This is a genomic window from Kitasatospora herbaricolor, assembly GCF_030813695.1.
In the GTDB taxonomy this organism is placed as follows: domain Bacteria; phylum Actinomycetota; class Actinomycetes; order Streptomycetales; family Streptomycetaceae; genus Kitasatospora; species Kitasatospora herbaricolor.
Genome location: NZ_JAUSVA010000002.1, coordinates 936,889 through 963,723 on the forward strand (window position 1 = coordinate 936,889; position 26,835 = coordinate 963,723).

General features: G+C 73.6%; 19 protein-coding genes and 1 pseudogene. 11 read left to right on the forward strand and 9 right to left on the reverse strand.

The features are described 5' to 3' along the window. Positions 1–29: 29 nt before the first annotated feature. Both J2S46_RS04540 and J2S46_RS04545 read right to left on the reverse strand, forming a co-directional pair. On the reverse strand, positions 30–1,163 hold the full coding sequence (locus J2S46_RS04540; protein WP_191294005.1) for a pyridoxal phosphate-dependent aminotransferase: 1,134 nt from the start codon (positions 1,161–1,163) through the stop codon (positions 30–32). Then, on the reverse strand, positions 1,160–1,804 hold the full coding sequence (locus J2S46_RS04545) for a helix-turn-helix transcriptional regulator (RefSeq protein ID WP_191294006.1): 645 nt from the start codon (positions 1,802–1,804) through the stop codon (positions 1,160–1,162). The genes J2S46_RS04540 and J2S46_RS04545 overlap by 4 nt, the downstream gene beginning before the upstream one ends. A gap of 242 nt (positions 1,805–2,046) precedes the next feature. Here J2S46_RS04545 and J2S46_RS04550 point away from each other — a divergent pair, with 242 nt between their 5' ends. Continuing rightward, entirely contained in the window at positions 2,047–2,394 is a 348-nt protein-coding gene (locus J2S46_RS04550; RefSeq protein WP_191294007.1) for a hypothetical protein, read from the forward strand. A 62-nt stretch (positions 2,395–2,456) separates the two neighbouring features. Here the strand turns inward: J2S46_RS04550 and J2S46_RS04555 are convergent, their stop codons facing one another. Together J2S46_RS04555 and J2S46_RS04560 are read right to left on the reverse strand one after the other, a co-directional pair. Beyond that, positions 2,457–3,281 carry a phosphate ABC transporter ATP-binding protein gene (locus J2S46_RS04555; protein ID WP_191294008.1) on the reverse strand — a complete coding sequence of 275 codons (825 nt, stop codon included), beginning with the start codon at positions 3,279–3,281 and terminating at the stop codon, positions 2,457–2,459. A 467-nt stretch (positions 3,282–3,748) separates the two neighbouring features. Continuing rightward, positions 3,749–4,732 carry a zinc-binding dehydrogenase gene (locus J2S46_RS04560; RefSeq protein ID WP_229913319.1) on the reverse strand — a complete coding sequence of 328 codons (984 nt, stop codon included), beginning with the start codon at positions 4,730–4,732 and terminating at the stop codon, positions 3,749–3,751. 358 nt (positions 4,733–5,090) lie between these two features. On the opposite strand from J2S46_RS04560, the gene J2S46_RS04565 reads away from it, so the two are divergent. Further along, positions 5,091–6,299: a PP2C family protein-serine/threonine phosphatase gene (locus J2S46_RS04565; RefSeq protein WP_191294009.1), complete on the forward strand. Its 1,209-nt coding sequence runs from the start codon at positions 5,091–5,093 to the stop codon at positions 6,297–6,299. Positions 6,300–6,362: 63 nt separating this feature from the next. Here J2S46_RS04565 and J2S46_RS04570 read toward each other — a convergent pair whose 3' ends face one another. Then, on the reverse strand, positions 6,363–7,385 hold the full coding sequence (locus J2S46_RS04570) for a polyprenyl synthetase family protein (protein WP_191294010.1): 1,023 nt from the start codon (positions 7,383–7,385) through the stop codon (positions 6,363–6,365). Between the two features lie 256 nt (positions 7,386–7,641). Between J2S46_RS04570 and J2S46_RS04575 the strand changes: the two genes are divergently transcribed. Continuing rightward, positions 7,642–10,176, forward strand: a complete 2,535-nt coding sequence (locus tag J2S46_RS04575; RefSeq protein WP_229913322.1) for a ricin-type beta-trefoil lectin domain protein — start codon at positions 7,642–7,644, stop codon at positions 10,174–10,176. Positions 10,177–10,256: 80 nt separating this feature from the next. Here the strand turns inward: J2S46_RS04575 and J2S46_RS04580 are convergent, their stop codons facing one another. Together J2S46_RS04580 and J2S46_RS04585 are read right to left on the reverse strand one after the other, a co-directional pair. Then, positions 10,257–11,180, reverse strand: a complete 924-nt coding sequence (locus J2S46_RS04580) for an AurF N-oxygenase family protein (protein WP_191294011.1) — start codon at positions 11,178–11,180, stop codon at positions 10,257–10,259. A gap of 361 nt (positions 11,181–11,541) precedes the next feature. Further along, on the reverse strand, positions 11,542–12,354 hold the full coding sequence (locus J2S46_RS04585) for a DeoR/GlpR family DNA-binding transcription regulator (protein ID WP_229913320.1): 813 nt from the start codon (positions 12,352–12,354) through the stop codon (positions 11,542–11,544). A gap of 556 nt (positions 12,355–12,910) precedes the next feature. Here J2S46_RS04585 and J2S46_RS04590 point away from each other — a divergent pair. The 4 genes from J2S46_RS04590 (at position 12,911) to J2S46_RS04605 (ending at position 18,120) form a co-directional block, all read left to right on the forward strand. Then, positions 12,911–13,957, forward strand: coding sequence for a substrate-binding domain-containing protein (locus J2S46_RS04590; RefSeq protein WP_191294013.1), 1,047 nt, complete (start codon positions 12,911–12,913; stop codon positions 13,955–13,957). A gap of 144 nt (positions 13,958–14,101) precedes the next feature. Then, positions 14,102–15,721 (forward strand): sugar ABC transporter ATP-binding protein, encoded by a 1,620-nt coding sequence (locus J2S46_RS04595; protein ID WP_307348771.1) that lies wholly within the window; start codon positions 14,102–14,104, stop codon positions 15,719–15,721. Further along, on the forward strand, positions 15,718–16,734 hold the full coding sequence (locus tag J2S46_RS04600; protein ID WP_307348773.1) for an ABC transporter permease: 1,017 nt from the start codon (positions 15,718–15,720) through the stop codon (positions 16,732–16,734). Before J2S46_RS04595 ends, J2S46_RS04600 begins: the two co-directional genes overlap by 4 nt. 681 nt (positions 16,735–17,415) lie before the next feature. Next, complete coding sequence (locus J2S46_RS04605) at positions 17,416–18,120, forward strand: hypothetical protein (protein WP_191293843.1); 705 nt, start codon at positions 17,416–17,418, stop codon at positions 18,118–18,120. 233 nt (positions 18,121–18,353) lie between these two features. On the opposite strand, the gene J2S46_RS04610 is transcribed toward J2S46_RS04605, so the two are convergent. Both J2S46_RS04610 and J2S46_RS04615 read right to left on the reverse strand, forming a co-directional pair. Continuing rightward, positions 18,354–19,226, reverse strand: coding sequence for a DUF4190 domain-containing protein (locus J2S46_RS04610; protein WP_191293842.1), 873 nt, complete (start codon positions 19,224–19,226; stop codon positions 18,354–18,356). A 570-nt stretch (positions 19,227–19,796) separates the two neighbouring features. Continuing rightward, positions 19,797–21,989: an MMPL family transporter gene (locus J2S46_RS04615; protein ID WP_191293841.1), complete on the reverse strand. Its 2,193-nt coding sequence runs from the start codon at positions 21,987–21,989 to the stop codon at positions 19,797–19,799. A 354-nt stretch (positions 21,990–22,343) separates the two neighbouring features. Between J2S46_RS04615 and J2S46_RS04620 the strand changes: the two genes are divergently transcribed. The 4 genes and pseudogenes from J2S46_RS04620 to J2S46_RS04635 all read left to right on the forward strand — a co-directional run bounded on the left by J2S46_RS04620 (position 22,344) and on the right by J2S46_RS04635 (position 26,553). After that, positions 22,344–23,654: a sensor histidine kinase gene (locus tag J2S46_RS04620; RefSeq protein ID WP_191293840.1), complete on the forward strand. Its 1,311-nt coding sequence runs from the start codon at positions 22,344–22,346 to the stop codon at positions 23,652–23,654. A gap of 20 nt (positions 23,655–23,674) precedes the next feature. Continuing rightward, a complete protein-coding gene (locus J2S46_RS04625; protein WP_370882299.1) occupies positions 23,675–24,382 on the forward strand; it encodes a response regulator in 708 nt (235 codons plus the stop codon). Between the two features lie 11 nt (positions 24,383–24,393). After that, positions 24,394–24,624: pseudogene (locus tag J2S46_RS04630) on the forward strand (transposase); the annotation flags it as partial. Between the two features lie 1,095 nt (positions 24,625–25,719). Continuing rightward, positions 25,720–26,553 carry a DeoR/GlpR family DNA-binding transcription regulator gene (locus J2S46_RS04635; protein ID WP_191293849.1) on the forward strand — a complete coding sequence of 278 codons (834 nt, stop codon included), beginning with the start codon at positions 25,720–25,722 and terminating at the stop codon, positions 26,551–26,553. Positions 26,554–26,835 lie beyond the last annotated feature (282 nt).

Here is a 26,835-nt window from a genome sequence, read left to right on the forward strand (position 1 = left end):
GCGCCCGGCGGCCCACCCCTCCGGATTGGTCACCGGCGTTCGCGCAGCCAGCGGGCGAAGGCCTCCAGTCCGTCCTGCGGGTTGCCGCGGCCCACGCCGATCCGGAAGCGATCAGTGGGGGTGGGAGTCAGTTCGGACCGGTAGATGCCGGCCGGCAGCAGCAGGACGCCGGCCTCCTCCACCAGCCGGGTGCAGAACTCCTCGACGCCCTCCCCGCCCAGGTAGCGGGGGTAGGCGACGCAGCCGCCGTCCGGGGCGCGCCACTCGAACAGGTCGGCGAATTCGCCGAAGAAGGCGTCGAAGAGCGGCAGGTTGGCGGCGATCAGGGCCCGGTTGCGCCCCAGGATCGTCCCGCTCGCCTTCAGCGCGATCCGGGCCAGCACCTCGCTCGGGGCGGAGTTGCAGATCGTGGTGTAGTGCTTGGCCCGCTCCAGACGGGAGCGCAGTTCACGGTCGCGGCAGGTGATCCAGCCGATCCGCAGGCCCGGGAGCCCGAGCGACTTCGAGGTCACGTTCAGTGAGAGGGCGCGCTCCGAGAGGTCAGCGGCGTTCGGCAGGGTGCGGGCCCGGTCCCGCTCAAGGCCGCGGTAGACCTCGTCGCTGAACAGGTGGACGCCGCGTTCGTCGCACAGCCGGACCAGGGCGCCGAAGTCGTCGGCACCGATGACCTTTCCGGTCGGGTTGTTGGGGAAGTTGACGGAGACCACCCGGGTGTTCGGCCGGATCGCCGCGGCGACCTGGTCCAGGTCCAGCGCCCAGTCCCGTGCCGGGTCGAGGGCCACCCCGGTGACCTCGCACAGCGCCATCGGCACCGTCTCGGCCGCCTGGTAGTTGGGGGTCAGCACCACCGCGTGGTCGCCGGGCCCGAGCAGCACGTTCATCGCGAGGTAGAGGGCCTCCTCGGCACCCGCGAAGCAGATCACGTCGTCGGCCCCGGCCTGCCGGTAGCCGGCCGCGATCGCCTCGCGCAGGCCCGGGTCTCCGAAGGTCTCGGTGTAGCCGAGCGACAGGTTCTCGAAGGCCTTGCGGTCCTCGTCGTCGGCCAGTGCGAGCAGGTCCGCCAGGGTCATGGTCTGCGCGTCGGAGGCGGTCAGGTGGTGGCGGGCGGTGAACTCCCAGCGGGAGAAGTAGGTTTCCAGCCGGAAGTCGGGCAGTCGGGTCACGAGCTGGTCCTTCGGTCGCGGTGTTCGGCGAGCAGGGCGTAGACGGTCGAGCGGGAGGCCTTCAGGGCGGCGGCGACCACCGGTGTCGCACGACGCACGGCGAACACCCCGGCCTCGTCGAGCCGCCCCACCACGAGGAGGCGGTCCTCGCGCCCGAACCGCTCGACCGGCCGCCCCGACTCCCGTACGTAGCTGCCGACGGTGTGCTGGACGCGGTCGGCCCAGTCCTGTTCGAACAGCGGCTCCGGCCGCTGCACGGTGGGGGCCGCGAAGCCCGCCAGAACGGCGGCCGCCTCCTCCAGCGGGGTGCGGTCCAGGTTGATGCAGAGCACCGCCGAGGGCTCGCCGCCGGCGTCGCGCAGGACGGCGCTGACCGAGGACAGCCGCCGCCCGTCCGCCAGCACCTTCTCGTAGGGGCCGTACACGTCCTGCTTCGTCGGATCGAGCGCGTCCAGCTCTCCCAGCAGGGACGGATCACCGCGCCGGCGGGCGGTCATCGGGTTCCAGATCCCTAGCACCCGGTCGGTCGCCGGGTCGTGCAGGACGACCTCCGCGTACGGCCCGAGCAGCAGGACCACGGCCTGGCACACCGGGGCCCACATCCGGACGCGCGGGTCCTTTCCCAGCTCTGCGTCTCCCATGTTCGGACTGTACGTCCAGTTCGGACGAACTGTCCAGAGGAGCCAGGAGTCAGGAGCCAGGAGCCAGGAGCCGGCCAGCCGGCCAGCCGGCCGGGGCGCCGGCCCCCAAACCGGTCGCGCCGACCACCCCGGCCGGGAGAGGATCACGCCGGCGGGGCAGTGACCACGGGGGAGCCAGGGTGAGCGGTCGGACGGCGAGCATCGGAACGACTTGCGCGTGCGGGAGCACGGCGGTGCGGCAGGTGAACCAGTTCGTCCTGCACGACGAGCTCTGGTGGGACTCCGAGTTCTCCTGCGCGGCCTGCGGCAGTTACTGCTGCGAGCACGCCGGCCCCGGTACCGCACCCGACCACGTCCGGCAGGCCCTGCTCGCGGCGCACGGACCGGCCGGGTTGCGGTTGACCGGCCCGCTGACCGCACCCGTCGCGGCCATGAAGGCCTTCCGCGAGACCATGTCGGTGTCCTTGCTCCGGGCCCGGGAACTTGTCGCGGAGCTGAGCCAGGACGGGTTCACGGGGACGGTGCCGGAGATGGAGCACCTGGCGTCCCTGCTGCGGCGCCGGGGCGTCCCGGTCGAGGTCAGCCGGTAACCGGGCCCGCGGGAGTGGGAGTGCCCCCAGGAGGGGAGCCCGCCGGCATCGACCCGCCCTCCTCAGCCGAAGCGGCCGTTGACGTAGTCGGAGGTGCGCTGGTCCACCGGGCTGCCGAACATCGCCTCGGTCGGGCCGTGTTCGACGATGCCGCCGGGGGCGCCCTGCTCGGCCAGGAAGAACGCGCAGCGGTCGGAGACCCGTTGGGCCTGCTGCATGTTGTGGGTGACGATGACGATGGTCACCTCGTGGACCAGTTCGCGGACGGTCTGCTCGATCCGGCGCGTGGAGGTCGGGTCGAGGGCCGAGCAGGGCTCGTCCATCAGCAGGATCTTCGGGCGTACGGCGAGCGAGCGGGCGATGCAGAGCCGCTGCTGCTGGCCGCCGGAGAGTGCGCCACCGGGCTGGCGGAGCCGGTCCTGGACCTCGCGCCACAGGCCCGCCTTGGTCAGGCACTCCTCGACCAGCTGGTCCTTCTCGGGGCGGCTCGCCCGGACCCCGGTGAGCTTGAGGCCTGCCACCACGTTGTCGTAGATGCTCATCGCGGGGAACGGGTTGGGCTTCTGGAAGACCATGCCGATGTCCCGGCGGGCGGCGGTGAGGCGGCGTTCGGGGGCGTAGACGTCGGCGCCGTCCAGCAGCACCTCGCCCGCCAGGGTGGCGCCGGGGATCAGCTCGTGCATCCGGTTCAGGATCCGCAGGAAGGTCGACTTGCCGCAGCCGAACGGGCCGATCAGCGCGGTGACCTGACCGGCGGGCATCAGCAGCGAGACCTGTTCCAGGACCTTGCGGTCGCCGAACCAGGCCGAGACGGCCCGGGCGTCGAGGGCCCCGGCCGCGCCGGCCCGGACGGTGGGCAGGACGGCCGTGGTGTCGAGGCTGGTCACGGGACGGCCCCTTTCGTGGTGGTGACGGTCGGTCGGCGGATCGGGTGCTGAGCGGGTGAGTACGGCGGGCAGGAGACGCGGGGTCAGACCAGGTTCGGCAGCAGCCGGGCCACCTGGTCGGCGACCGCGAGGGCCGGCGCGGTCAGCACCGGCACCCCGACGATCCAGGCCTGCCGCCGGCCCCAGCGCGACCAGGCCGTGGCGAGCGCGACAGCGGCGAGCAGCAGCCCCTCCCCCCCAGAGCACCAGCGGGATCCAGGCCGCGTCCTCGGTGCCCATGGCCTGCTCGGCGGCGGGCAGCGCGCCCGGGGTCAGCGGGCGGGCGTTGGCCGGCACCACGTCGGTGATCAGGTCGGCGTCGACAAGCAGCAGCCCGGACGGGGCGTACTTCGGGCGTCCGGGCAGCTCGGCGGGCGGCGGGCCGGCCGGCCCCCGCCGAGCTGCCCGGACGCCCGCCGCGGGCGCGCTCAGCCGGTGCGGACGACCAGCTTCCCGAACCGCCGGCCGTGTTCGAGGTCCTCGTGCGCGGCCCGGATGGCGTCGAGCGGGTAGACGTGGGTGGGCCCCGGGGTGAGGTCACCGGCCTCGATCCGGTCCAGGTGGCGCTGCAGCACCCGGGCGGGCAGGTCCGCGGCCCCGCCGGAGTAGGCGGTCAGCCGCACGCCCCGGGGCAGGTAGTCGATGGGGTAGAAGTCAGGGACCGTCCACCGGTTGGAGAGCATCCCGGTGAAGCACACCGTGCCGTGCACCCGGGTCGCCGCCAGGGTGTCCGGCAGGGTCGGCGTGCCGACCAGCTCCAGCGCCGCGTCCACCCCGCCGGGCAGGATCGCCCGGACCCGGGCGGCGACCTCGCCGTCGTCCACGACCGGATGGTCGACGCCGTGGTCGGCCAGCGCCTGCACCCGTCCGGCGGCCCGGGTGGTGGCCAGTACGGTGGCGCCGAGGTCCTTGGCCAGGGTGGCCGCCACCAGGCCGAGCGCCGAGGTGCCGCCGCGGATCAGCAGGGACTGCCCGGCCCGCAGGTCCAGCCCGACGGTCAGCGACCCGTACGCGGTCTGCAGGGTCTCCGGGACGGCCCCCAGGACCTCCCAGGGCAGCTCGGAGCGGAACGGCACGACCTGCGCGCGCGGCACCACCGTGTACTCGGCGTAGCCGCCGTCGAAGGTACGGCCCATGCCGCCCATCAGCGTCACGACCTGCTGCCCCGGGCGCAGCACGCCGTCAGGGTCGGTGTCCACCGTCCCGGTCGCCTCGATGCCGGGCACCCGGGGGAAGGTCACCCCCTGGGCCAGGCCGAGCCGGGTGTGCAGCTCGGAGCGGTTCAGCCCGAACGCCTCGACCTTGATCCGGACCCAGCCCGGGGGCGGCTCCGGGAGCGGCAGCCGGGTCAGCCGCAACTGCTCCACCGGCCCCGGCCCGTCCAGCACCACGGCCCGCATCGTCCTGTCCATCGCGTTCTCCCCTGGTCGTCCGGTGGTCCGGTGGTCCGGTGGTCCGGTGGTCCGGTCGGCGGCGCGCGCGGGGGGCCGGTCCGGGACCGGGGCCGCCGAGGAGGCCCCGTAGCGTCCGGACGCGCGGGCCCGGCCGCGCCGTGCCGCGCCCGGCGCCACGCTACCCCGCGTGTCCGTCCCGGTCCCGGGATCCGGGAGCCAGGAGCCGGGAGCCGCGCCGGGCTCCGGCCGGCGCGGGGCCGCGGGCCGGTCCGGTGGCGGTGACGCCCACCGCGCGCGGCAATGGAGGCAGAGGAAATCGCAGTCCAGGACCACGGCCGTCGCCCACCGGGGGCCGGGCGGGGCCAGGAGAGGACAGATGACCGCAACAGCCACCCCCCGCGAGGCCGGGTCCGACCCCTCCGCGCTGAACGCCCGCGTGTTCTGGCCGGGACTGATCACGGTCACCCTGATGGTTGTCCTGCTCGCCGTGACCACCAGCACCGCGGGCCGGCTCTCGCCGCTGCTGATCGTGCTGCCGGCCCTGGTGGCCGGGCTGGGCAGCGTCCGCCAGACCGTCATCGCCTCGGCCTGGGCGATGACCGGCATCTGGGCGTCCTTCGTCTACGAGCACCCCGCGCACCGCGGTGACGTCGTCGCCGCGACCGTCGCCGCGCTGGCCTTCCAGGCCCTGGCCGTCGCCGCCTGCTTCTGGCGGACGTCCCGGCAGCGCGAGCTGGACCGGCTGCGCTCCACCCTGGTCACCCTCCAGCGGCAGATCCTGCGCCCGCTGCCGGTGGTCACCCGGCAGGTCATGGTGGACGGCCTCTACTCCCCCGTCGAGGAGGACCGCCTGGTCGGCGGGGACATCTACGAGATCGTCAGCTCGCCGTACGGCACCAGGGTCCTGATCGGCGACGTCCAGGGCAAGGGCCTGGCCGCCATCGGCGCCGGCTTCGCCGTCCTCGGCGCCTTCCGCGAGGCGGCGTTCCGCGAACCCACGCTCACCGCCGTGGTCGACGCCCTGGAGGACGCGGTGGTCCGTCACAACGCCTTCGCCGAGGAGAACGAGGAGCCGTCACGCTTCGTCACCGCGCTCGCCCTGAGCATCGACGGGGCGGTCGGCGTCCAGGTGGTCAACTGCGGCCACCTCCAGCCGTACCTGATCGACGAGGACGGAAGCCGGTCCGTCCCGATCGCGGAGACCGCCGTCCCGCTCGGCCTGGCCGCCCTGGCCGACGGCCCCCGCACCGTCGGCTGGTTCGACCTCCCGCCGCGGACCACCCTGCTGCTCTACACCGACGGCGTCACGGAGGCCCGCGACCCGCAGGGCCGGTTCTACCCCCTCGAGCAGCGGCTCCCCGGACTGGCCCTGCTGCCCCCGGCGGAGCTGCTCACCGCCCTGCGGAGCGACATCGACCGGTTCACCGCCGGCGCCCGGCGCGACGACATCGCCGCCCTGTCGCTGCGTCGCACGCCCGCCCGGTGGCGGCCCCCGGGCAGCCTGGCGGGGCCGGACGAGCACGGCGGACCCGGCGCTCACGGCGAGCACGGCGAGCACGCCGGAGCGGCCCCGGACGCGCCGTAGCCGGGCCGAACAGGCCGGCACACCCCGGCCGGGCCGACCGGCCGGGCGGCCCGGAGAACGCCGCTACGGCAGCTCGTCGGTGATCATGCTCACGAAGGCCGCGAGTTCGGCCCGGGCGACCGGGTCGGGCACCGCGCCGGGCAGCGCGCGGGCGGCCAGCCCGACGTGTTCGCGGATCCGGTCCTCCAGCCAGGCGCGGCCGCCGCACTCCTCGATCAGCGCGGCCACCTGCTCCAGCTCCGCCAGGGACGGGTCCGAGGTGTCGTCGTAGAAGGCGGCCAACCGGTCGCGGGCCGGCCCCTCGCCCTGCAGCGCCACCGCGACGAAGGCCCGGGTCTTGCGCCGGCGCAGGTCCGCCAGCGGATCCTCCAGCCGGTCGCGCGAGCTGCTCCAGACCCCCTCCCAGTCGTCGAAGAAGGCCATCGCCATGCCGGCGTGGTAGCCGAACAGCTTCGCCGCCTCGACCTCCGCCACCGGGGCGCCGCGCACCACGGCGCCGACCATCGCGACCCCCGCCGTGGGCAGCGCGATCGTGCTCTCCAGCAGGTCCAGCGCGCCCTGGAGGTCGGCCCGCGAGCTGCCCTCGGAGTCCAGGTCGCGGATCTGCCCGGAGCAGCACTCGCGGATCGCGAAGGCCGCCTGCCGGCCCAGCTCGCAGGAGGCCGCGGTGGCGTCGGTCGCCAGCAGTTCGAAGGCCAGGCAGTGCAGCGCGACACCGACCTGGACGGCGGCGGGCACCCCGAAGACCGTCCACAGGGTCGGCCGCCCCTTGCGGAGCATCTCCTGGTCGCCGATGTCGTCGTGCACGGTGCCCGCCGCGGACATCAGGGTGCCCGCCACGGCGGCGCCGCGCACCGCGTCCCAGGCCTCACGGGTGCTCCCCGCGCAGAGCAGCGCGACCAGCGCGGGCCGGCGGCGGAACCCGACGGGCACCGAGGCCCGCCCGTCCGCGTCGATCCAGCCGAAGTGGTACTCCGCCATCCGCCTGACCGGCTGGCTGAGCCTGGCCGTCGCCTCGCGCAGGGCGGGTTCCAGGTAGGCGGTCACCGCTTCGGTGATCCGCTCCGAGGTGCGTACGGTCTGCAATGCGGCCTCCGTCGGTTTGGCGGGACTCGTTCCCGGTGCGGGGCCCGTTCCATGCCTCGACTCACCCGGTAGGGCGAGTGCTCACGGCGCGTCACCGGCCCGGACGCCGGCCGGCCGGTATGACGGACAGGTGGCACGGGTGCTGCGACGCGGCCCCGGGTGGTCGGGCGGGGCCGGCACCGCGCACGGCCGCCTCCCCAGCGGCGTCCTGACGTCATGTCACCCCTTCGGAGCACCCCGGGAGTCCGCCTTGCCCGTGCCAGCACCCGCACCCCTGGATCCGCCCGGTGACGCTCCCCCGGCCCGGACGGGTCCGCCCGGCGGCCCGCGTCGGCGTGCCCTGCGCCGGCTGCGCGCCGTCGGCCTGGCCGCCGCGCTCATGCTGGCCGTCCCCCAGGCCGCCGGCGCCGCGCCACCCGCCGCCGCACCGCCCGGCGCCACCCGGGCCCCGGCCGCGGTGGTGCTCCCCGTACCGGCGGTGGGCCCGGCGGCCACCGGCACGATCACCGTCGACGGGGCCTCCGGCGGCCGGGTCTTCGACGGCATCGGCGCGGCCAGCGGCGGCGGCGGCAACAGCCGGCTGCTGTACGACTACCCGGAGCCGCAGCGCTCCGAGATCCTCGACCTCCTCTTCGAACCCGGCTACGGCGCGAGCCTGCAGATCCTCAAGGTCGAGGTGGGCGGGGACACCAACTCCACGGACGGGGCCGAGCCCAGCGCCGAGCACACCGCCACCGACGTCGACTGGAACCGCGGCTACGAGTGGTGGCTGATGGAGCAGGCCAAGGCCCGCAACCCCGACATCCGGCTCTACGCCCTGGCCTGGGGCGCCCCGGGCTGGATCGGCTCCTCCTGGTCCACCGCGATGATCGACTACTACGTCCGGTGGATCGAGCACGCCCGCAGCGACCACGGCCTGACCATCGACTTCGTCGGCGGCTGGAACGAGCACCAGGACGTCGACAAGGCCTGGTACCAGGAGTTCCACGCCGCCCTCGCCGCGCACGGCCTGCCCACCAGGATCGTCGGCGCCGACGACGGCGGAGCCGACTGGACGGTGGCCGACAAGACGGCCGCCGACCCCGCGTTCGCCGCGGCCGTCGACGTCATCGGCATCCACTACCCCTGCGGGTACCTGACCGCCCAGACCGACTGCCGGCCCCCGAACGGCAACGCCCTGGCCGGCGGAAAGCCGGTCTGGGCGAGCGAGAGCGGGTCGCACGACCACCAGGACGGCGTGGCGCTGATCCGCGGCACGAACCGCGCCTACCTCGACGCCAGGATGACCTCGTACATCAACTGGCCGCTGGTCGCCGCCGTCCACCAGAGCCTGCCGTTCTCCACCGACGGGCTCCTGCTGGCCAACCAGCCCTGGTCGGGCAACTACACCGTCGGCCGCAACCTCTGGGCCACCGCGCACACCACCCGCTTCACCCGGGCCGGCTGGCAGTACCTGGACACCGGCAGCGGATACCTCGGCGGCGACCGGGCGAACGGCAGCCACGTCTCGCTGAAGTCCCCCGACGGCAGCGCCTGGACGACCGTGGTGGAGACGACCACCGCCACCTCCGCCCGGAGCACCGGGTTCCGGGTTCGCGGCGGCCTGCCCGACGCCAAGGTGCACGTCTGGGCCAGCAAACTCGACTCCACCGACCCCGCGCAGTGGATGACCCGGCAGCCCGACCTGTCCCCCACCGCCGGCGCCTTCTCCCTCACCCTGCAGCCCGGCTACGCCTACACCCTCACCAGCACCGAACCCGACGCCCTCGGCAGCCCCTCGCCCGTCCCGGCCCGGCACGCCATGCCGCTCCCCTACACCGACGACTTCGAGCGCTACCCGGCCGGCCGGGAGGCCCGCTACCTGTCGGACATGCAGGGCGCCTTCGAGACGGCACCGTGCGCCGGCGGCCGCCCGGGCAGTTGCCTGCGCCAGGCCGCGCCGACGCGGCCGATCGAGTGGTCCCGGGCCGACTGCGAACCGTTCGCCCTGATCGGCGACCCCGGCTGGGGCGACTACACCGTCAGCCTGGACGCCCTGCTCCCGCAGGGCGGCGGCGTCGAACTGCTGGGCCGCGCCACCCGCCAGTCCAAGGGCGCACCGGGCCACCAGGCCGGGTACTACCTGCGGGTCTCGGACACCGGCGCCTGGTCCGTCACACGCAACAGCGCCACCGACGCCGAGGCGGTGGCCACGCTCCTCAGCGGTACCACCGCCCCTCCCGGCAGCACGTCCTGGCACACCGTCAGCCTCGGCTTCCAGGGCAGTACGATCACCGCCGCCCTGGACGGCGCCGTCCTCGGCACCGTCGCCGACAGCACGTACTCCGTCGGCCTGGCGGGCCTCGGCACCACCGGGTACCAGCCCGCCCAGTTCGACGACCTGGCCGTCACCGGCAGCGGAGCGGGCGACACCTCCACACTGGTCGGCGTCGGGTCGGACCGGTGCGCGGACGCCGCAGCGCTCGGTAGCGCGGACGGCACCGCCGTCCAGCTCTGGACCTGCAACGGCGGCGCCAACCAGCGGGTCACCCTCGCCCCCGACGCCGCCCTCACCGTCTACGGCAAGTGCCTGGTACCGGCCGGCCGGGGCGCCGCGGCCGGCACACCGGTCGTCCTCGGGGCCTGCAACGGCGGCGCCGACCAGCGCTGGACCCTGAACGGGGACGGCACGATCGTCGGCGCCCGGTCCGGACTCTGCCTGAGCGTGGCCGGCGCCCGCAGGGACGACGGCGCGCCGCTGGAGCTGGGCGTCTGCACCGGCGACGACAGCCGGCACTGGACCAGGGTCTGACCCGCCGGCGGTCCCTCACGGCCCCGGCGCCGCAGCCGCCGGGGCCGTAAGGGGCGAGCGGCCGGCCCGCGGGGCGGCCGCTACACCACGCCGGCCGCGCGCAGCAGCCACCGGTTGGCACCGCCGACCAGCCCCGCCCGGTCGAGCACGGCCAGGGTCTTCGCCGCCATCTCCCGCTTGGTGGTGTGCCAGTACGGGTTGGCCCGGGCCGCCCGGCGCCCCTCGGCGGGGCTCACCCCGACGGCGGCGTAGAGGCGGGGGTTGATCAGGCTGGTGGTGGAGAAGTAGACGATCAGTCCGATGAGCAGTTGCTCCCAGCGCCGCCGGAGCGGGCCGAGGTGCCCGCGCTGCAACTCCTCCCGGGCGTAGCTGATGTGCCGGGACTCCTCGATCACATGGATCCGGGAGACCTGGCGGGTCAGCGGCTGGAGCGTCTCGTCGGCCATCACCTCGCGCTGGAAGGCGTCCAGGATCTCCTCGACGTACATCGTGCCGCCGAAGGTCTGGCTGTGCGTGGAGACGGCCTTGAAGATCCGGCCCAGCTCGTGCGCCAGCCGCGCCGGGCGGTACGCCGGCACGCCCATCCAGGTGATCATCCGGGCGAACATCACCGAGTGCCGGCACTCGTCGCCGATCTCCGTGAGGGCGTACTGGACGTGGGCGGTGGTGGGGTCGCGGTCGAAGGCGTGGCGCAGCAGCATCTGCATCAGGATCTCCTCGAACCAGATGCCCACGGCGGCGATGCTGGCGACCTCGTGCTTGCTCAGCTCGATCCGCTCCTCCTCCGTCATCCGCTCCCACTGCGGGGTGCCGTAGAGGGAGAGCCGGTGCGGAGGGCAGTAGTAGCGGCCGGGCTCCGGTCCGGTGGCCCAGTCGATGTCCTTGACGGGGTCGAAGGAGAGCTTCGCGGAGGAGGCGAGCAGGCGTTGGGCCGTCCGTTCCCGGGCGGGGGCGTGGTCGGGAGCGTCGGGCCCGTTGTTCGCCCGGCGGGTGGTGGCTGTCATCGGCGGTTCCTCGGCTCCTGGGTGGGCGACCGTCCGGTCGGGGTGGCGATGGGGGCCCGGTTCAGAAGCTAGAAGCTATTAGACGCTGCGTCAATAGAGTGGGCGCGGCCGCGTCGGGGACGGGGAGCACCCGGCGTCCCGCGCAGCGGCACGGGCCGGCCCGGCGGCGCTCGACGCCACCCTCGGCGGGTTCAACTCACTTGGGCAGGAGGGGTCTTAGCACCCTCGGCCGGCGGGTCGGCAGGGCCTGGCCGATCAGGGCGTGACCGATCAGGGCAGGGCAGGGCAGACAGCAGGCCAGGGCGTGGCCGATCAGGGCAGGACGGACGGAGAGGCGGACGGGAGCCGGCGCGTTCGGCGGTCAGCGCCCGGCGCCGGACAGGGGCGCCACCACGAGCGCGCCCACCGACTCGGCGAGCACCGACCGGGCCTCCTCCGGCAGGCCGTCGTCGGTGACGAAGGTGCCGACCTCCGCGAGTCCGGCGAAGCTGCTCAGCGCCGTCACACCCCACTTGGTGTGGTCCGCGACCACCATCACCCGACGCGCTGCCGCCACCAGCGCGCGATTGGTCTCGGCCTCGCCCATGTTCGGCGTGGTGAGCCCCGACTGCTCGGACACCCCGTGGGTGCCCAGGATCAGCAGGTCCACGTGCAGGGACCGGATCGCCTGGTCGGCCAGCGGCCCGACCAGCGCGGCCGAGCGGGTCGGGCTGCCGCCGGTCAGCAGCAGCGCGGGGGCGGCGTCGCCCAGCTCACGGGCCGCCGTCCGCAGCAGGTCCCCGACGGGGAGGGAGTTGGTCACCACGGTCAGCCGGGGGATCCCGAGCAGGCGGGAGGCCACCGCGAAGGCGGTCGTCCCCGCCGAGACGGCGACCACGCTGCCGGGCTCGACCAGGTCGGCGGCGGCCGACGCGACGGCGGCCTTGGCCGCCGACTCACGGGTGGACTTGGCCTCGAATCCCGGCTCGTCCGTGCTCGCCCCGACGGCGATCGCCCCTCCGTGCACCTTCTCCACCCCGCCACCGCGGGCCAGCACGTCGAGATCCCTACGGACGGTCATGTCGGACACGCCGAACTGGTCCACCAGCTCGGCGACCTTGACGGCGCCGTCCCTGCGCACCTGCTCCAGGATGAGCGACCTGCGCTGCTGCGCCAGCAGTCCCTGATCGGCCACGGCTGTCCCTCCATCCCGGCGACGTCGGGCGCACGGCCACGACGACCGTGCGGCATGTACCACCGGCGCCCAAAGTAGCGCAGCTGATGTCCGGACAACAGTGAATCTGATTGTTCTTGATCGCCGTATTGGGAAGCACACCCAGCGTGGTGGAAAATGTTTATGCTTCCACCACTTACCCATTGAGGCTTCCATCAGACGCCTCGGAGTCGTCCACCGGATCCCGAGCGGCCTGCAACCGGGCGGGCCGGCGAAGCCCGGCCGCCCTCTCCCCGCGACTACAGGCGGAATCCCATCTGGCAAGGCCCCGGTGTCTCTGTTGGACGGCTGCCGCATAACGGCCGGGTCTCGATCCGATTGGTGCCATTCACCTGGTTGACGCCTGCCGGAAACAGCTGTTTTCCTGTGGTTCATCGCGTTGGATCACGTTTACTTTTGATCGAAGCAGCGAGCGCAGCCGCTACCGTCCCCCTCCTCGGGCCGGCCCCCGCGAGCTCCGCGCAGCCATGCCTCATCGGGTCGGCCACCCCCGGCCCGTCCATGCAAGGGGATGCACATGTTCACTGCACGTAACCGCAGACCGGCCGCAGTCATGGCGCTGGGCCTGGTGGCAGCCCTCGGCCTCACCGCGTGTTCGACCGGCCAGGAGCCCGGCGGCAGCGGCGACGTGGCGAAGGTCGACGGGAAGATCTCGATGACCTACCTGCAGAAGCAGGGGGACCAGGAGTACTTCGTCGGCGAGGCGGCGGGCGCGAAGGCCAAGGCCGCGGAGCTGGGAGTGGACCTCAAGGTCGTCAACCTCGGCACCGACGCCAACAAGACCGTCAGCGAGGCCAAGTCCGCGATCGCCCAGAAGTCCAACGGCCTGATCGTGGTCGTGCCGGACCCGGCCGTCGGCCCGCAGGTCGTCCAGACCGCCAAGGACGCCAAGGTCGCGCTGCTCACCTCCGACGACCAGATCTGCACCACCGGCCCCGACCCGGCGGTCTGCACCTCCGACACGCTCGTCCCCCGGATCGGCTTCAGCGGCGAGCAGATGGGCGGCGAGGTCGGCAAGCGGGCGGCCGAGGAGTTCAAGAAGGCCGGCTGGAACCCCGCCGAGACCCGCACCATCTCCGCCTGGAAGCAGGACGTCACGGTCTGCACCGACCGGGTGAAGGCCGCGAAGAACGCCTTCTTCGCCGGAGCTGGCGCCAATGTCCAGAACATCGACGTGGCCACCGACAACACCCCGACCGGCGCCCAGGACAAGATCGCCGCCACGGTCACCGCGAACGCGGGCGTCAAGCACTGGGTGGTCTGGGGCTGCAACGACGAGAACGTCCAGGGCGGCGTCACCGCGCTGGAGAACGCCGGCTTCAAGGCCGACGACGTGATCGGGGTCGGCCTCGGCGCCTACCTGGCCTGCAAGAACTGGAACTCGGGCAAGCCCTCCGGCATGAAGGCCGCGCTGTTCATCAACGGCAGCGACGTCGGCGCGCTGGCCGTCCAGACCATGTACGACAAGCTCAAGAACGGCAAGGACTTCCCGAAGGAGGCGTTCGCGCCGACCAAGATGGTCGACGCCTCCAACTGGAAGGCCTCCGGCGTCAGCTGCAGCTGAGCCGGCGACCCCCGGTCGCGCCGGCGCGGACGTCCCCCACCCGACCGCGCCGGCGCCCTCACCCACCCGTCGGATCGGCTCACGGCGCCGATCGGCCCATCGTTTGCGAGGCCCTCGATGACCAGCCCCGGCACCGAATCCCCGGTGTTCCCTCCCCCGACCGCAGCCGGCCCGGTGATCGCCATCGAGGGCATCGTCAAGCGCTTCGGCGCCGTCCAGGCCCTCGGCGGGGTGTCCCTGGAGTTCCCGGCCGGCCAGGTCACCGCGCTGATGGGGGAGAACGGCGCCGGCAAGTCCACCCTGCTGAAGATCCTCACCGGCGACCACCAGCCCACCGAGGGCCACCTGCTCGTCGACGGCCGGCGCACCGCGCTCGCCTCCCCCGCCGAGGCCCGGGGCGCCGGCATCCGGATCATCCCGCAGGAACCGGAGATCATCCCGCACGTCTCGGTCGCCGAGAACGTCTACGCCGGCTCCCTGCCCCGCAAGGCCGGCCGCCGCCTGGACCGCGTCGAACTCGACCGCCGGATCACCGCCGACCTGGAACGGTTCGGCTTCGACAAGGTCGTCTCCCCCGACCTGCTCGGCTCCGACCTCACCCCCGCGCAGCGCCAGATCGTCGAGATCCTGCGCGCCCTCACCGGCAACGCCCGGGTGATCGCCTTCGACGAACCCACCTCCTCGCTCTCCGACACCGAGGTCGACGCCCTCTTCGCACTGATCAACAACCTCCGCGACCAGGGCATCGCCGTCATCTACGTCTCGCACCGGATGAAGGAGATCTCCCAGCTCGCCGACCGGATCGCGGTGCTGCGCGACGGCACGCTCGCCGGAGTGCTGGACGCCGGGAGCGCGCACGAGGCCGACGTCGTCCGCCTGATGGTCGGCCGCGACCTGTCCACCCTGTTCACCCGCCAGGACGTCGCCACCGACCGCGTCGTCCTGGACGTCCGGGGGGTCACCACCGACGCCGTCCGCGACATCGACCTCACCGTGCGGGCCGGCGAGGTGGTCGCCCTGGCCGGCCTGATCGGCGCCGGACGGTCCGAGCTCGCCCTCGCACTCGCCGGCGATCAGCCCGTCCACAGCGGGACGATCACCATGGACGGCCGCCCTCTGCGCACCGGCCGCCCCGGCGCCGCCATCGCCGCGGGCATCGGCCTGGCCCCCGAGGAGCGCAAGGCCCAGGCCCTGCTGCTGCACCGCACCATCCGCGACAACACCTCCCTGGTCGTCCTGGAGCGGCTGCGCCGGCTGCGGTTCGTGCGCCGCGGCGCCGAGCGGCAGCTCGCGCAGGAGTACACCGACCGGCTGCGGGTGCGCACCCCCTCGATCGAGCACGAAGTCCGCAAGCTCTCCGGCGGCAACCAGCAGAAGGTCGTGCTCGCCCGCTGGCTGGCCCGCAAGCCCAAACTGCTGATCCTGGACGAGCCCACCCGCGGCATCGACATCGGCGCCAAGATCGAGATCTACCAGATCATCGCCGACCTGGCGAAGGAGGGCGTCGCCCTGCTGGTGATCTCCTCCGAACTCCCCGAGGTCCTCGGCCTGGCCGACCGCGTCGTCGTGATGCAGAACGGCCGGATCACCGGCGAACTCGACCGAGCCGAAGCCACCGAGGAGGCCATCCTGCACCTCGCCATGGCCGACGACCTCAGCCCCGCCGACCGCCGACCCGCACCCGGCAGCACCCCCGCCCCGACCACCTACACCACCGCCGACACCGGTACCACCGCCGACACCGCCCCCGGAGCCTCCTCATGACCACCGCGACGGCCGACCGGCGCGCCACCAAGCCCGCCCGCAAGCGTTCCCCGCTGGCCTCGCTGGGCGGCCAGAACCTCAGCCTGATCGGCGCGCTGGTGCTGGTCCTGGGCCTGTTCGGCGTGCTGAACGACAACTACCTCAGCGTCCCCAACATGCAGGTCATCGCCGAGGCCGCCACCATCACCGGCCTGCTCGCCGTCGTCCAGACCGCCGTCATCATCTGCGGCGGCCTCGACATCTCCGTCGGCTCCCAGGCCGGCGTCGCCTCCGTCGTCAGCGCCATGGCCTTCACCACCACCGGCTCCAACGCCCTCGCCGGCATCGCCGCCGCCGTCGGCGTCGGCCTGCTCGTCGGCATCCTCAACGGCGTCATCATCGTCTACGGCCGCGTCAACCCCACCATCGCCACCCTCGCCGGCCTCGCCGCCTACAAGGGCCTCGCCCAGCTCATCTCCGACGGCCGCGCCCAGGGCTACGTCCTCAACAACGACGTCTTCGTCTTCCTCGGCCGCGGCAAGATCGCCGGCCTGCCCGTCATGGTCTGGATCCTCATCGTCGTCGCCCTCGCCGTCCACCTCCTCCTCAAGTACACCGACATCGGCCGCAACATCTACGCCATCGGCGGCAACGACACCGCCGCCCGCCTCGCCGGCATCAACATCAACAAGTACCTCGTCGCCGTCTACGCCCTCATCGGCGTCGTCGCCGCCCTCGCCGGCATCCTCCTCACCGCCCGCACCGGCTCCGGCCAGCCCACCTCCGGCAGCGAAGGCCTCGAACTCAAGGCCATCACCGCCGCAGCCCTCGGCGGCGCCGCCCTCAAGGGCGGCAAGGGCGGCATCGGCGGCACCCTCCTCGCCGTCGCCCTCCTCGGCGCCCTCGAGAACGGCCTCACCGTCCAGGGCATCAACGCCTTCTGGCAGAACGTCGCCCAGGGCGCCCTCCTCGTCGTCGCCGTCGTCATCCAGCAACGCCGCAACGGCGAACGCCGCATCGGCCTCCCCGCCTGACCCCGGTCGTCCACGTCGCCGCGCCTCCCGCGACGCGCCGCAGCCCGAAAGCCCGAAAGGTGGCGGACCGGCCCGCTCGCCCGAGGTTCCGCTCGGGTCCGGCTCCCGGTCGGCGAAGAGGGCATCCGCCTGTTCCCTGTCCTCCTCGCGCCTGACACCACGGCCCGGTGCAGCGGCTGCCGATACCCGCCGACGGCCAACCGTCTCTGTAGGTCGGTGGGCGCCTCCTGGGCGGTGCGGGCGTAGGGGTCGTGCGGTGTCGTGCAGGTGGCCGGCCGCACGGTGTCGCTGTTCTTCCCGCGCACGTAGGACCAGAAGGGACGGCGGCGCGGGCGGTGTCGAGTGCGGCGGGCAGGCCCGCGAACTCGGTGCGGAGGTAGTCGGTGAGATCGGCCGCGAACCGGAACCCGTACCGCGCCTCCACCACGTCCAGCTCCCGCTCGCGCATCCCCGCCGAGATCTCAGCGCCGAGCATGCGATGCAGGATGCGCGCGGTCTCGGGAGTCAGAGAGCGGGGAAGCTGAAGAGTCACCGACGCAGCCTGGTGGCCCCGGTACCCTGTGGTCGTTCGCGAGGGTGCCCGAGCAGGCCCAGGGCAGGGCCGGTCCTGCCCGCCCTCGGACTTCCCGGTGCCGGTAGCCTGTGGCCGGGAAACGAGGATCCACGGGAAAGGACCTGTTGTTGGACTCCGGCCCGCTGCAGCAGTTGCTCGACGATCTCCTGGACCGTGCCCTGCCCGGTCGCCCCGAACTGCCGCTGCTGTCCGGCGCCGACGGACAGCAGCCCCACCCAGGGGTGGGGGCGGCCCGCATGTACCTGGGCCGCGCGTTGAAGGCCGACCCGGCCCTGACCGCCCGGTTGGCCGACGACGTACTGGCACTGCTCGTCCTGGACGACAACGCCTCCAGCCAGCTGGTCTTCCCCGTGGTCGCGGCGCTCGGCCGCCGCCCCGTCCTGACCCACCTCATAGCCCAGGCCGGGCAGGGCGGTTGGCGAACAAGAATCAACGCCTGCTCGGCGGCTCACTGGGTCGGCATGTGGCAGCCCACCGACCGTCGCGACGAGATCGTCGCGGCCATCCGTCAGGGGACCCTCACCGGCGCACAGGCCCAGACCCTGCTGCTGCAGGACCAGCGACAGCCGACCTGGCGCACCAACGACCAGATCGCCGACCTCTGGCCCGGCCTGTGGGTGGCGGCGGCAGAGGCCTTCGTCCACTGCGGGGACAACGACCTCCGGCATCGCCTCCAGGACGTCTTCCCCCTGAACACCGACCACTACCCGCCCGCACACCGCCCGCTGGTGGACCAGGCCCGTACCATCGCCGAGGAGCAACCCGAACTCTTCGGCAGACTCCTGACAAACGTGTCCGGCCACGGCACCTGACCGACGGCAACCGGCGAGGCTTGGCCCGAGCGCCCATCGGACCCTGAAGGACCCGGTCCGCTCGGCCGTGGCCCCGAGAACCACCCCGTGCGGTGCGGGCCGCTCAGCAATCCACCCCGGGCTCCGGCCGGACGAGGCTCCTTCCGGTACGACTTGTTCCCCGCCTGGGTGAACCACGCGCCGCGTCCCCGCACCGAACCGGGCCCCGCAAGAGGGCAGACGGGTCAGCCGGGTCAGCCGGGAGAGCCGGTCCAGACGACGTCGCGGCGCTTCGAGCCGTCGCCGTGGTCGAACCGGACCGAGATGGTGTCCGTCGAGCCGTTGGGCAGGGCGTACACCTCCTGGGCGGTGACCGACTGGCCGGGGTCGAGGGAGGCGGGGATCCTGGTGATCCGGCCCGAGATGTCGACCAGGGGGAAGAGCAACTTGTCGTTGGCGTCCTTGACGAAGAGCAACTGCGAGCCGGTCAGCGACAGCGGCGTCGAACCGGTGTTGACCACGGTGACGGCGAGAACGACGACCTTCGCGTTCTCGGGGGCCTTGGACACGGACCTGTCCGGGACGAACGGTTGCGGAGCCGCCAGGCTGATCTTCAGCCCGGTCTCCCCGTACGTGTAGGACCCGCCGAACGACAGCCTTCGGGCCTGCTCGTCCGCGGCCCGCTTCTGCTTCTCGGCCTCGAACTGTTCGAGCTGCCGCGCCACCTCCTCGCGTTGCCGCGCCACCTTGTCGCGCTGCCGTTCCGCTTCGGCGTCGGCAGCAGCCGTCGCGGAACGCTGCTCCTCCCTGACGTTGTGCACCTGCACCACGACGAGTACCCCGCCGGTGACCGAGGCGAGGAGCCCGACGGCACCGAGGATCACGCCCGTGAGGGCGATGCCGCGGTTGGTCGCCAGGCCCTTGCGGACGTGACTCAGCGCGATGGCGCCGAGGATGACGGCCAGCAGCGCCGGGAGCCAGGCGAGCCAGAAGAAGACGATCAACAGTCCGAGGACGGCACCGACGATCCCGAGCGTCATGGCCGCCACGCCGAGCCCGTTCCGGGGCTGCGGCGCGGGCTGCAGGAACGGCCAGTACGGCACGCCGGTGCCCGCCCCCGCGTTCATGTCCGGCCCCGGCACCGCCGCCGGGACCTGGGCCGGAGCTGCGGCCGGAACCGGTTCCGGTATGCCCTCCGCCGCTGGAGTTGGAGCTGGACCTGCAGGCGCAGCCGGCGCCGGGGTGGGCCCGGACCCGGACCCGGGCGGCGCCCAGGGGTTCACAGCGGCCGGATCCCCGGCGGCCTGCTGGGTGCCGGACTTGACGGCTTCGGTCATGCGGTGGTCCTTCGGGTGGATCGGGCCGTGGACGGGTGTTCAGGTCGAATCCCGCAGTCTGCCTGACGAACACCCAGATGGCGACTCGTTTCTCCGCAGGTCGGGAGCGGTCAGCTCCACGTGCAGGTGAGCCGCACGGCTCCGCCCGGCAGCACCGCCTGGTCGGCGTGCACGAAGGTGCGGGGTTACCGGCCCGACGGCTGCTGCAAGTGCCCGGCTCGCAACGTCGGCTGCACGCGATCGAGGGGCGGTCTCATGAAGACCGCCCCCTGATGGGGCATCAGGCCGCCGCAGTCACCGCGCACAACCTCTGAGCAGGCAAGACATCGAAGTCGTGCTGGAGTACCAACTGCTCGCCGGTCAGGGCACCGGGACGCGGTACGGCTCCGGGACCGGCTCGGCCCGGTGGTCGTGGCGGGCCTGGCGCAGCGGCCACCAGAGGGCGCGGCCGAGCAGGGCGGCGACGGCGGGCACCAGGACCAGGGACAGGACGACCGCGGAGAGCAGGATGCCGAGCGTCAGCGCGAAGGCGACTTGTTCACTGCCCGGGGTGGCGGCGAGGGTCGCGAAGGATCCGGCCAGGACCAGGCCGGCCGTGGCGATGGCGGGCGTGGTGTGCCGTACGGCGCGGGCGACGGCGGCGCGGGGCGGGCCGGGGCGCTGCATCTCTTCGCGGATCCGGTCGGTGATGAGGATGTTGTAGTCGGTGCCCAGCGCCACGACGAACAGGAACAGCACCAGCGGGAGGGTGAAGCTGACGCCCGGTTCGCCCAGCCCGTGCTGGAACAGCAGGGTCGCGGCGCCGAGGGTGGCGGCGAAGCCGAGCCCGACCGAGAGCATCAGGACCACCGGGGCGAGCAGGCTGCGCAGGAGCAGCAGCAGGATCAGGGCGATCAGGGCGGCCGCGACCGGGAAGACGACCGCCAGGTCGTGGTCGACGGCGGTGGAGATGTCGGCGAAGATCGCCGCCGTGCCGCCCACGTGGGCGCTGGTCCCGGCGGGTGTGTGGGCGGCGACCGCGGCGCGGACGGGGCCGGAGGCCAGGTCACGGGCGCGTCGGCTCTGCGGGTCTGCGGTGAGGTAGAGGTCGATCCGGGCTGCGCGGCGGTCCCCGTTGAGGACGGTGCCGCCCGTCTTGCCGACGCCCTCGACCTGGGTGAGGGCGTGGGCGAGGCCGTCGAGCCGGTCGGGGGTGAGGGTGGTGCCGTCCGTGGTGACGACGTAGACGCTCGTCGGGTCGGAGACGCCGGCCGGCAGGGTGCGGGAGATCTCGGCGGCGGTGGCGGCGGCCGGGGTCCGGGCGTCGGCGCCGCCGAGGCCGTAGTCCATCCGGATCCCGGTCATCCCGGCGGCCAGCGCGCCGAGCAGGGCGAGGGCGGCGAACAGCATCGGCAGCGGCCGCCGGGCGACGAGCGTGCCGAAGCGGGCGGCGAAGCCCTCGCCCGGCTGGCGGCGCAGGCTGCGGGAGGGCCAGAACATGCCGCGGCCGCAGGCGGCGAGCAGGGCGGGCATCATGGTGAGGCTGCCCAGCAGCATGACCAGGACGGCGACGGCGATGGCCGGGCCGAGGGAGCGGAACTGGCCGAAGCTGGCCACGCCGAGGGTGGCGAAGGCGGCGACGATGGTCAGCGCGGCCGAGGTGATCGCGGTGCCCACCCGGGCGGTCACCTGGGTGGCGGCTTCGCGGGCGGGCTGCTCGGGCCGGGCCCGCAGGTGCTCGCGGAAGCGGAAGAGCAGGAAGAGCAGGTAGTCGACGCCGATGCCGAGCAGGACCACGGAGACCAGCCCGGGGGTGCCGGCGTCGAGCTTGAGGCCGGTCAGCGTCGCGGCGACGGCCACGGCTCCGCCGGCCACACTGCCGATCATGGCGACGGCGAGCAGCGGCAGCAGGGCCGCCGCCACGCTGCGGAACACCAGCACGTTCAGCAGGACGATCAGCCCCATGACGAGCGCGCTGCCGACCTTCGCGGCGGTGCGGTGGGAGTCGGCGGTGTCCACGGCGTCGGCCAGTCCCCCGGTGAACCCGGTGCGCATCCCGGCGTCGGCGAACTGGGCTCGGGTGGCGTCCCGGAACGCCCGGTAGACGCCCTGGACGCCCTCGTCCGCGGCGCTGCCGGTCAGTTCGACGGAGAGCAGTTCGAAGCCGCGGTCGGGCGCCACCATGGCCGGGGCGACCCGGGGGGTCTGGGACCGGTCGGGGACGAGGAAGGCCGGCGCGTCGTCCTTCCTGGGCATGACGACCCGGCGCTGGGCGAGCTTCGCCCCCTCGGCCTCGACCCGCTGCTGGTCGGCGGCGGTGAGCGCCTGGCCGTCGGTCCTGGCGACCAGCACCGTGACCGTGGTGGCGTCGGGGTTCATCCCGAAGTTCTCCTCGGCGATCCGCAGCGCGGCGGCCGAGTCGTAGCTCTTGGGCAGGAAGTCCCCGGTCTGGGACTGGGTGACGCGGTCGAGCAGCATCGGGCTCAGCAGGGCCAGGGAGATTCCCAGCACCACCCAGAGGGTGATCACCTTCCACGGGTTCCTGGTGGAGTATCCGGTCAGTGCGCGGATCAAGATTTCCTCCGGCGGTGGACGCGAGCGTCCGCAAGGTCGGTCTCGGCTCCGGGGGTTCCCGGCCGGGTTCCAGACCATCACCCGGGGCGGGTCGCGGACGTCCCCGCGACGGACGATCCGCACCGGGGGCCCTGCTCCTCGGCCGGGCCCGGACCCGGGACCGTGGTCCTGGTCCGGCCCCCGTGATCGGCCGTGGGGACCATGCCGGGGCGGGGTGGGCCGATGCCAGAATGGGGTCGTCGGGCCTGTTCAAAGCCTGTTCAGGGTCTCATCGGGCCCTGATCGGGCTCATCGGGGCTCGTCAGGGCTCATCGGTTGGGCGCGGCGCGGGCCGGGCACGGAGGGGGAACGGACATGGGCGGTCATCAGCGCCCCACGCTGGACGCGGCACTCGGGGCGGACCCGGCGCACCCGGCACACCGGGCGAGCGGGAGCCCGGGGACCGGCGGGGTGGCGGTGGCGGACGCGCCGCCGGAGACCGACGGCGCGCCGTGGACCCACACCGACGCGCTGGTGGCCGCCGGCGCCTGCACGCTCGACCTGCTCAACTACCTGCTCTTCAGCGAGATGGACGGGGTACGCCGGGTGACCCCGCCGGGCCTGCTCCTCGTCGCACTGTCGGCCCTGCCGCTGCTCGTCCGGCGCCGCCACCCGGGGCCGGCGCTCGCCGTGGTCCTGGCCGTGGAGGCCGCGATCGACCTGTCCACACCGGCGAGCACCCACTTCGGCGCCGTCCTGATGGTCAGCCTGTACTCGGTCGCCCGGGCCCGCCCCGCCCGGGTGACGGCGGCCGCCGCGGCGGCGACGACGGTGCTGACCGCTCTGAGCCAGAGCCACCTGCGCGTCCCCTCCTGGCAGGCGCTCGCCAGCGCCTCCTGCTCCACCCTGCTCGTGGCCGGCGCCGGCCTCGCCGTGGCGCGCTGGCAGCGGGAGGTCGCGGCCAACCGCAAACTGCTGGCCGACCGCGCGGTGGCCGACGAACGCCGCCGCATCGCAAGGGAGTTGCATGACATCGTGGCGCACCACATCACCACCATGCAGCTGATGGCCGGCGGCGCCCGGGCCAACCTCGCCCACCCGGAGGTGGTCCGGGACGCCCTGGTCACCCTGGAGTCCTCCGGGCGGATGGCCCTGCGGGAGATGCGCCAGCTCCTGGACGTCCTGCGGGCCGGCGACGAACCGGACACCGCCCCGCCCTCGCCCCAGCCCGGGGCCGAGGACCTCGGCCGGCTGGTGGACGAGTCCCGGGTGGCCGGCCTGCCGACCGACCTCGGCGTCCACGGGCCCCGCCGCCCGCTGCCGCCCACCGTCGGCCTGACCGTCTTCCGGATCGTCCAGGAGGCTCTCACCAATGCCCGCAAGCACGCCGGGCCCGCCCGCGCGACCGTCACCCTGACGTACGGTCCGGACCGGGTCACCGTCGAGGTGCGCGACGACGGGGGCACGGCGGGCACGGGCGGCGCCGCACCGCAGGAGGCGGTGCCGGCCGGCGGCAGGAGCGGGTACGGCCTGATCGGCATGCGCGAGCGCGTCGCCCTGCACGGCGGCACCCTGCGGACCGGACCACGTCCGGAGGGCGGCTTCGCCGTCCTGGCCGACCTGCCGCTGGCCCCGGAGGAGACGGCCGACGCGGCCGTCCAGCACGGAACGGTGACGGCCAGGTGAGCACGCAGGGCGACGGCCCGGTGAGGCCGAACGACGTCGGCCCGGTGGGCGCGGTGACACCGGGCATCCGGGTCCTCATCGCGGACGACCAGCCGCTGGTGCGGCGCGGCCTGTCCCTGATCCTCTCCCCCGACCCGTCCTTCGAGGTGGTGGGCGAGGCCGAGAACGGGGAGCAGGCCGTCACCGCCGCCCGCCTGCTGCGCCCCGACGTCGTGGTGATGGACATCCGGATGCCCGTGCTGGACGGGGTCGGCGCGACCCAGGAGCTGGCCCGCACCCTCCCCTCCTGCCGAGTCCTCGCCCTCAGCACCTTCGACATGGACGAGTACGTGGTGGCCGCGCTGCGCGCCGGCGCCCACGGGTTCCTGCCCAAGGACGTCTCGCCGGAGGAGCTGGGCGCGGCGATCCGCACCGTCCACGCCGGCGAGGCGGTGGTCGCCCCGCGCCTGCTCACCCGGCTGATCTCCACCTACGTCCGAGCCCCGGTCGGCACCCCGCCGCCGGTCACCGACACGGGCGGGCTGACGCCCCGGGAGGTCGAGGTGTGGCGGCTGATGGCCACCGGCCTCGACAACACCGAGATCGCCCGGGCCCTGGACATCAGCCTGTCGACGGTGAAGAACTACATCACCAGCATCTTCGGCAAGCTCTACGTCCGGGACCGCGCCCAGGCGGTCATCGCGGCCTACGAGTCCGGCCTGGTCACCGCACGTACGGGAGGCGGGTAGCGGGGCCTTTCCGTCTGCGGGCTCCTGTCGACCGCGAGCCCCACCTGCCCAGGTCCTGGACCGGGGATCGGGACCGCCGCCGCGCGGCGGTGATCCCCGACGAGCGGCAGTTCCGCACCAGGGGCCGGCTCGCCGAGGCCTTGGTCCTGCGCGCACCTGCCTACCAGCTGCCCGTCCCCTGGGTCACCGCCGACTCGGCTCACGGACAGGAAGGACGCTTCCGCCGACTGCTGGAAGAGTCCGTGGCGGTGATGGGACATCAGGCCGTCGTACTCACCGCGCGTAGCCGCTGAGCAGGCAAGACATCGAAGTCCTGCTGGAGTACCAGGACGCCGAGCGGTGAGCGGGGCGCACCGGCGCCCGGAGGTGGGACGGCTGCCGGTGCGGGCGTGGCGGACGCGCGCACCGGCGGCCCGGTGGATGGCAGGATCGCCGTCCCTCAACGGCTCGCTGCCGCCGTCACGATCCGGATCCGAGCCGGCGCCGCTGTGCGAGGGGCGACGGCTCAGGGGGATTCCGAGTCGTGACGGAGTCTCACGGCGCCGAGCTGGTACGGCCCGCGGCCGCGGCCGCGCCGGTACCGACGGCGGTGACCTGCGCCGTGGAGGAGCGTGCCCCGCCGGGGGTTCCAGGGCAGCCCGGCGGGGAGGTCGAGAGCGCCGCCCGGCGCAGGGGTGGCGCCCTCGTCCATAGTCAGCATTTTCCAACATTTATCAACGGAAGGCAATAGTCGGCCCGGCGGTGCAGCTCGCCCCCGGAGCGACCTCGGGCCAACGGGCAGCGCGCGTGCGGAGCAGCAGAACGCGTCGGACGGGTGTCCGGGAATCCACCACGACCGGACCGGAACCACCCGCAGGCCGGCAGCGGCCCCGTCGGGCGACGGATCCGAACCCGGCCGCCTGCCGTCCTCGATCCCCAGTCCCCGGAACTACCTACCGGCCGCACTACCTAGGGTGCCCGCAGTCTCGGCGGGAACCGTGTCGGTTCGGTGTCCTCGCCGGTGTCGGAACCGGCGTGCGCGGAGGGCGGAATGGAACGACGCCCGGGACGGGTCGCAGCCAGGCCCGGGCTCCGCCGGTCCGGACCGGCGGAGCACCTCGCGGCCCCGGCCGGGCGTCGTGGAGCCACCCGCAGCAGGTGGCCGAAGCCGAGAATGGAGCTGCCCGATGGACCCCGAAATCCCCGCCGTCCCGTTCGTCCCGGCCCCCCGGGAGGCCGGTGCGCGTCGCCTCGGCGCGGTGGCCCGTCTCCGACGTCGGAACCGTCCGCACACTGCGGAATGCCTGTGCAGTAGATTCATGCCGACGGACGACACTCTCGACGGCGGGTCTGGGGATCTGGTGGCTGATCAAGGACTGCTCGCACATCAGCGCCGTGCGCTGATCATGGAAGCGATCCGGCGCGACGGTGCTGTCCGCGTGTCGGAGCTGGTCGAGCAGCTGGGCGTGTCGGACATGACCGTCCGGCGCGACCTGGACGCTCTGGCGCGCAGCGGCGATGTGGAGAAGGTGCACGGCGGCGCCGTGGGGCTGGTCGGCCGCACCGGTGACGAGGTCGGTTTCGCGGCCAAGAGCGGCCTGGAGCCGTCCGCCAAGCGGGCCATCGCGGAGGCGGCCGCCCTTCTGGTGACGCCCGGCAGCGTGGTCGCGCTGGGCGGCGGCACCACGGTGCACGCCGTGGCGACCCGGCTGGTGAACGTCCCGGGGCTGACCGTGGTGACCAACTCGCTGCCGATCGCGCAGCTGCTGGAGTCCGAGGGCGTGAAGAGCCCGACCTCGCCGTCGGTCCTGCTCACCGGCGGCGCGCCGACCCCCTCGCAGGTGCTGGTCGGGCCGCTCGCCGACATGGTGATCGGTTCGCTGCACGTGGACCTGCTGATCCTCGGGACGCACGGCGCCTCCGGCCGGGCCGGGCTGACCACGCCGAACCTCGCCGAGGCACAGACCAACCGGGCCCTGATCGGGTGCGCCCGGCGGGTGGCCGTGGTCGCCGACCACACCAAGTGGGGCGTCACCGGCCTGAGCAGCTTCGCCGGCCTGCACGAGGTGGACTACTTCGTCACCGACGCCGGTCTCACGACGGAGGACCGCTCGGCCCTCGCCGAGGTGGTCGGCGAGCTGGTGATCGCGGAGGCCTCCGACGCCGCGGGCACGGACGCCCTGCCCGGCTAGGCCACCGCCGCCTCGGACCGCCGCTGCCGATTGCCGCCGCTCGCCTCGGGCGGGCGGGCGAGAGCCGCCGGCGCCCGCTGACGCGCGGCACCGGCGGCCCCGGGCCCACGATCAGGCCGACCCTCAGCGGCCGTGGGTGGTCCCACCGCCGACGGGACCACGGCCCGCGCGACTCTGCGGGGCCGGACAGCTGGTCCGTCGGGACGGTGCTCCGATCCCCGCGAGGTGCGCGGGGTCGACCGGGGATCCCCCGCCGGCGATGTCAGGGCAACCGGCGGGGGA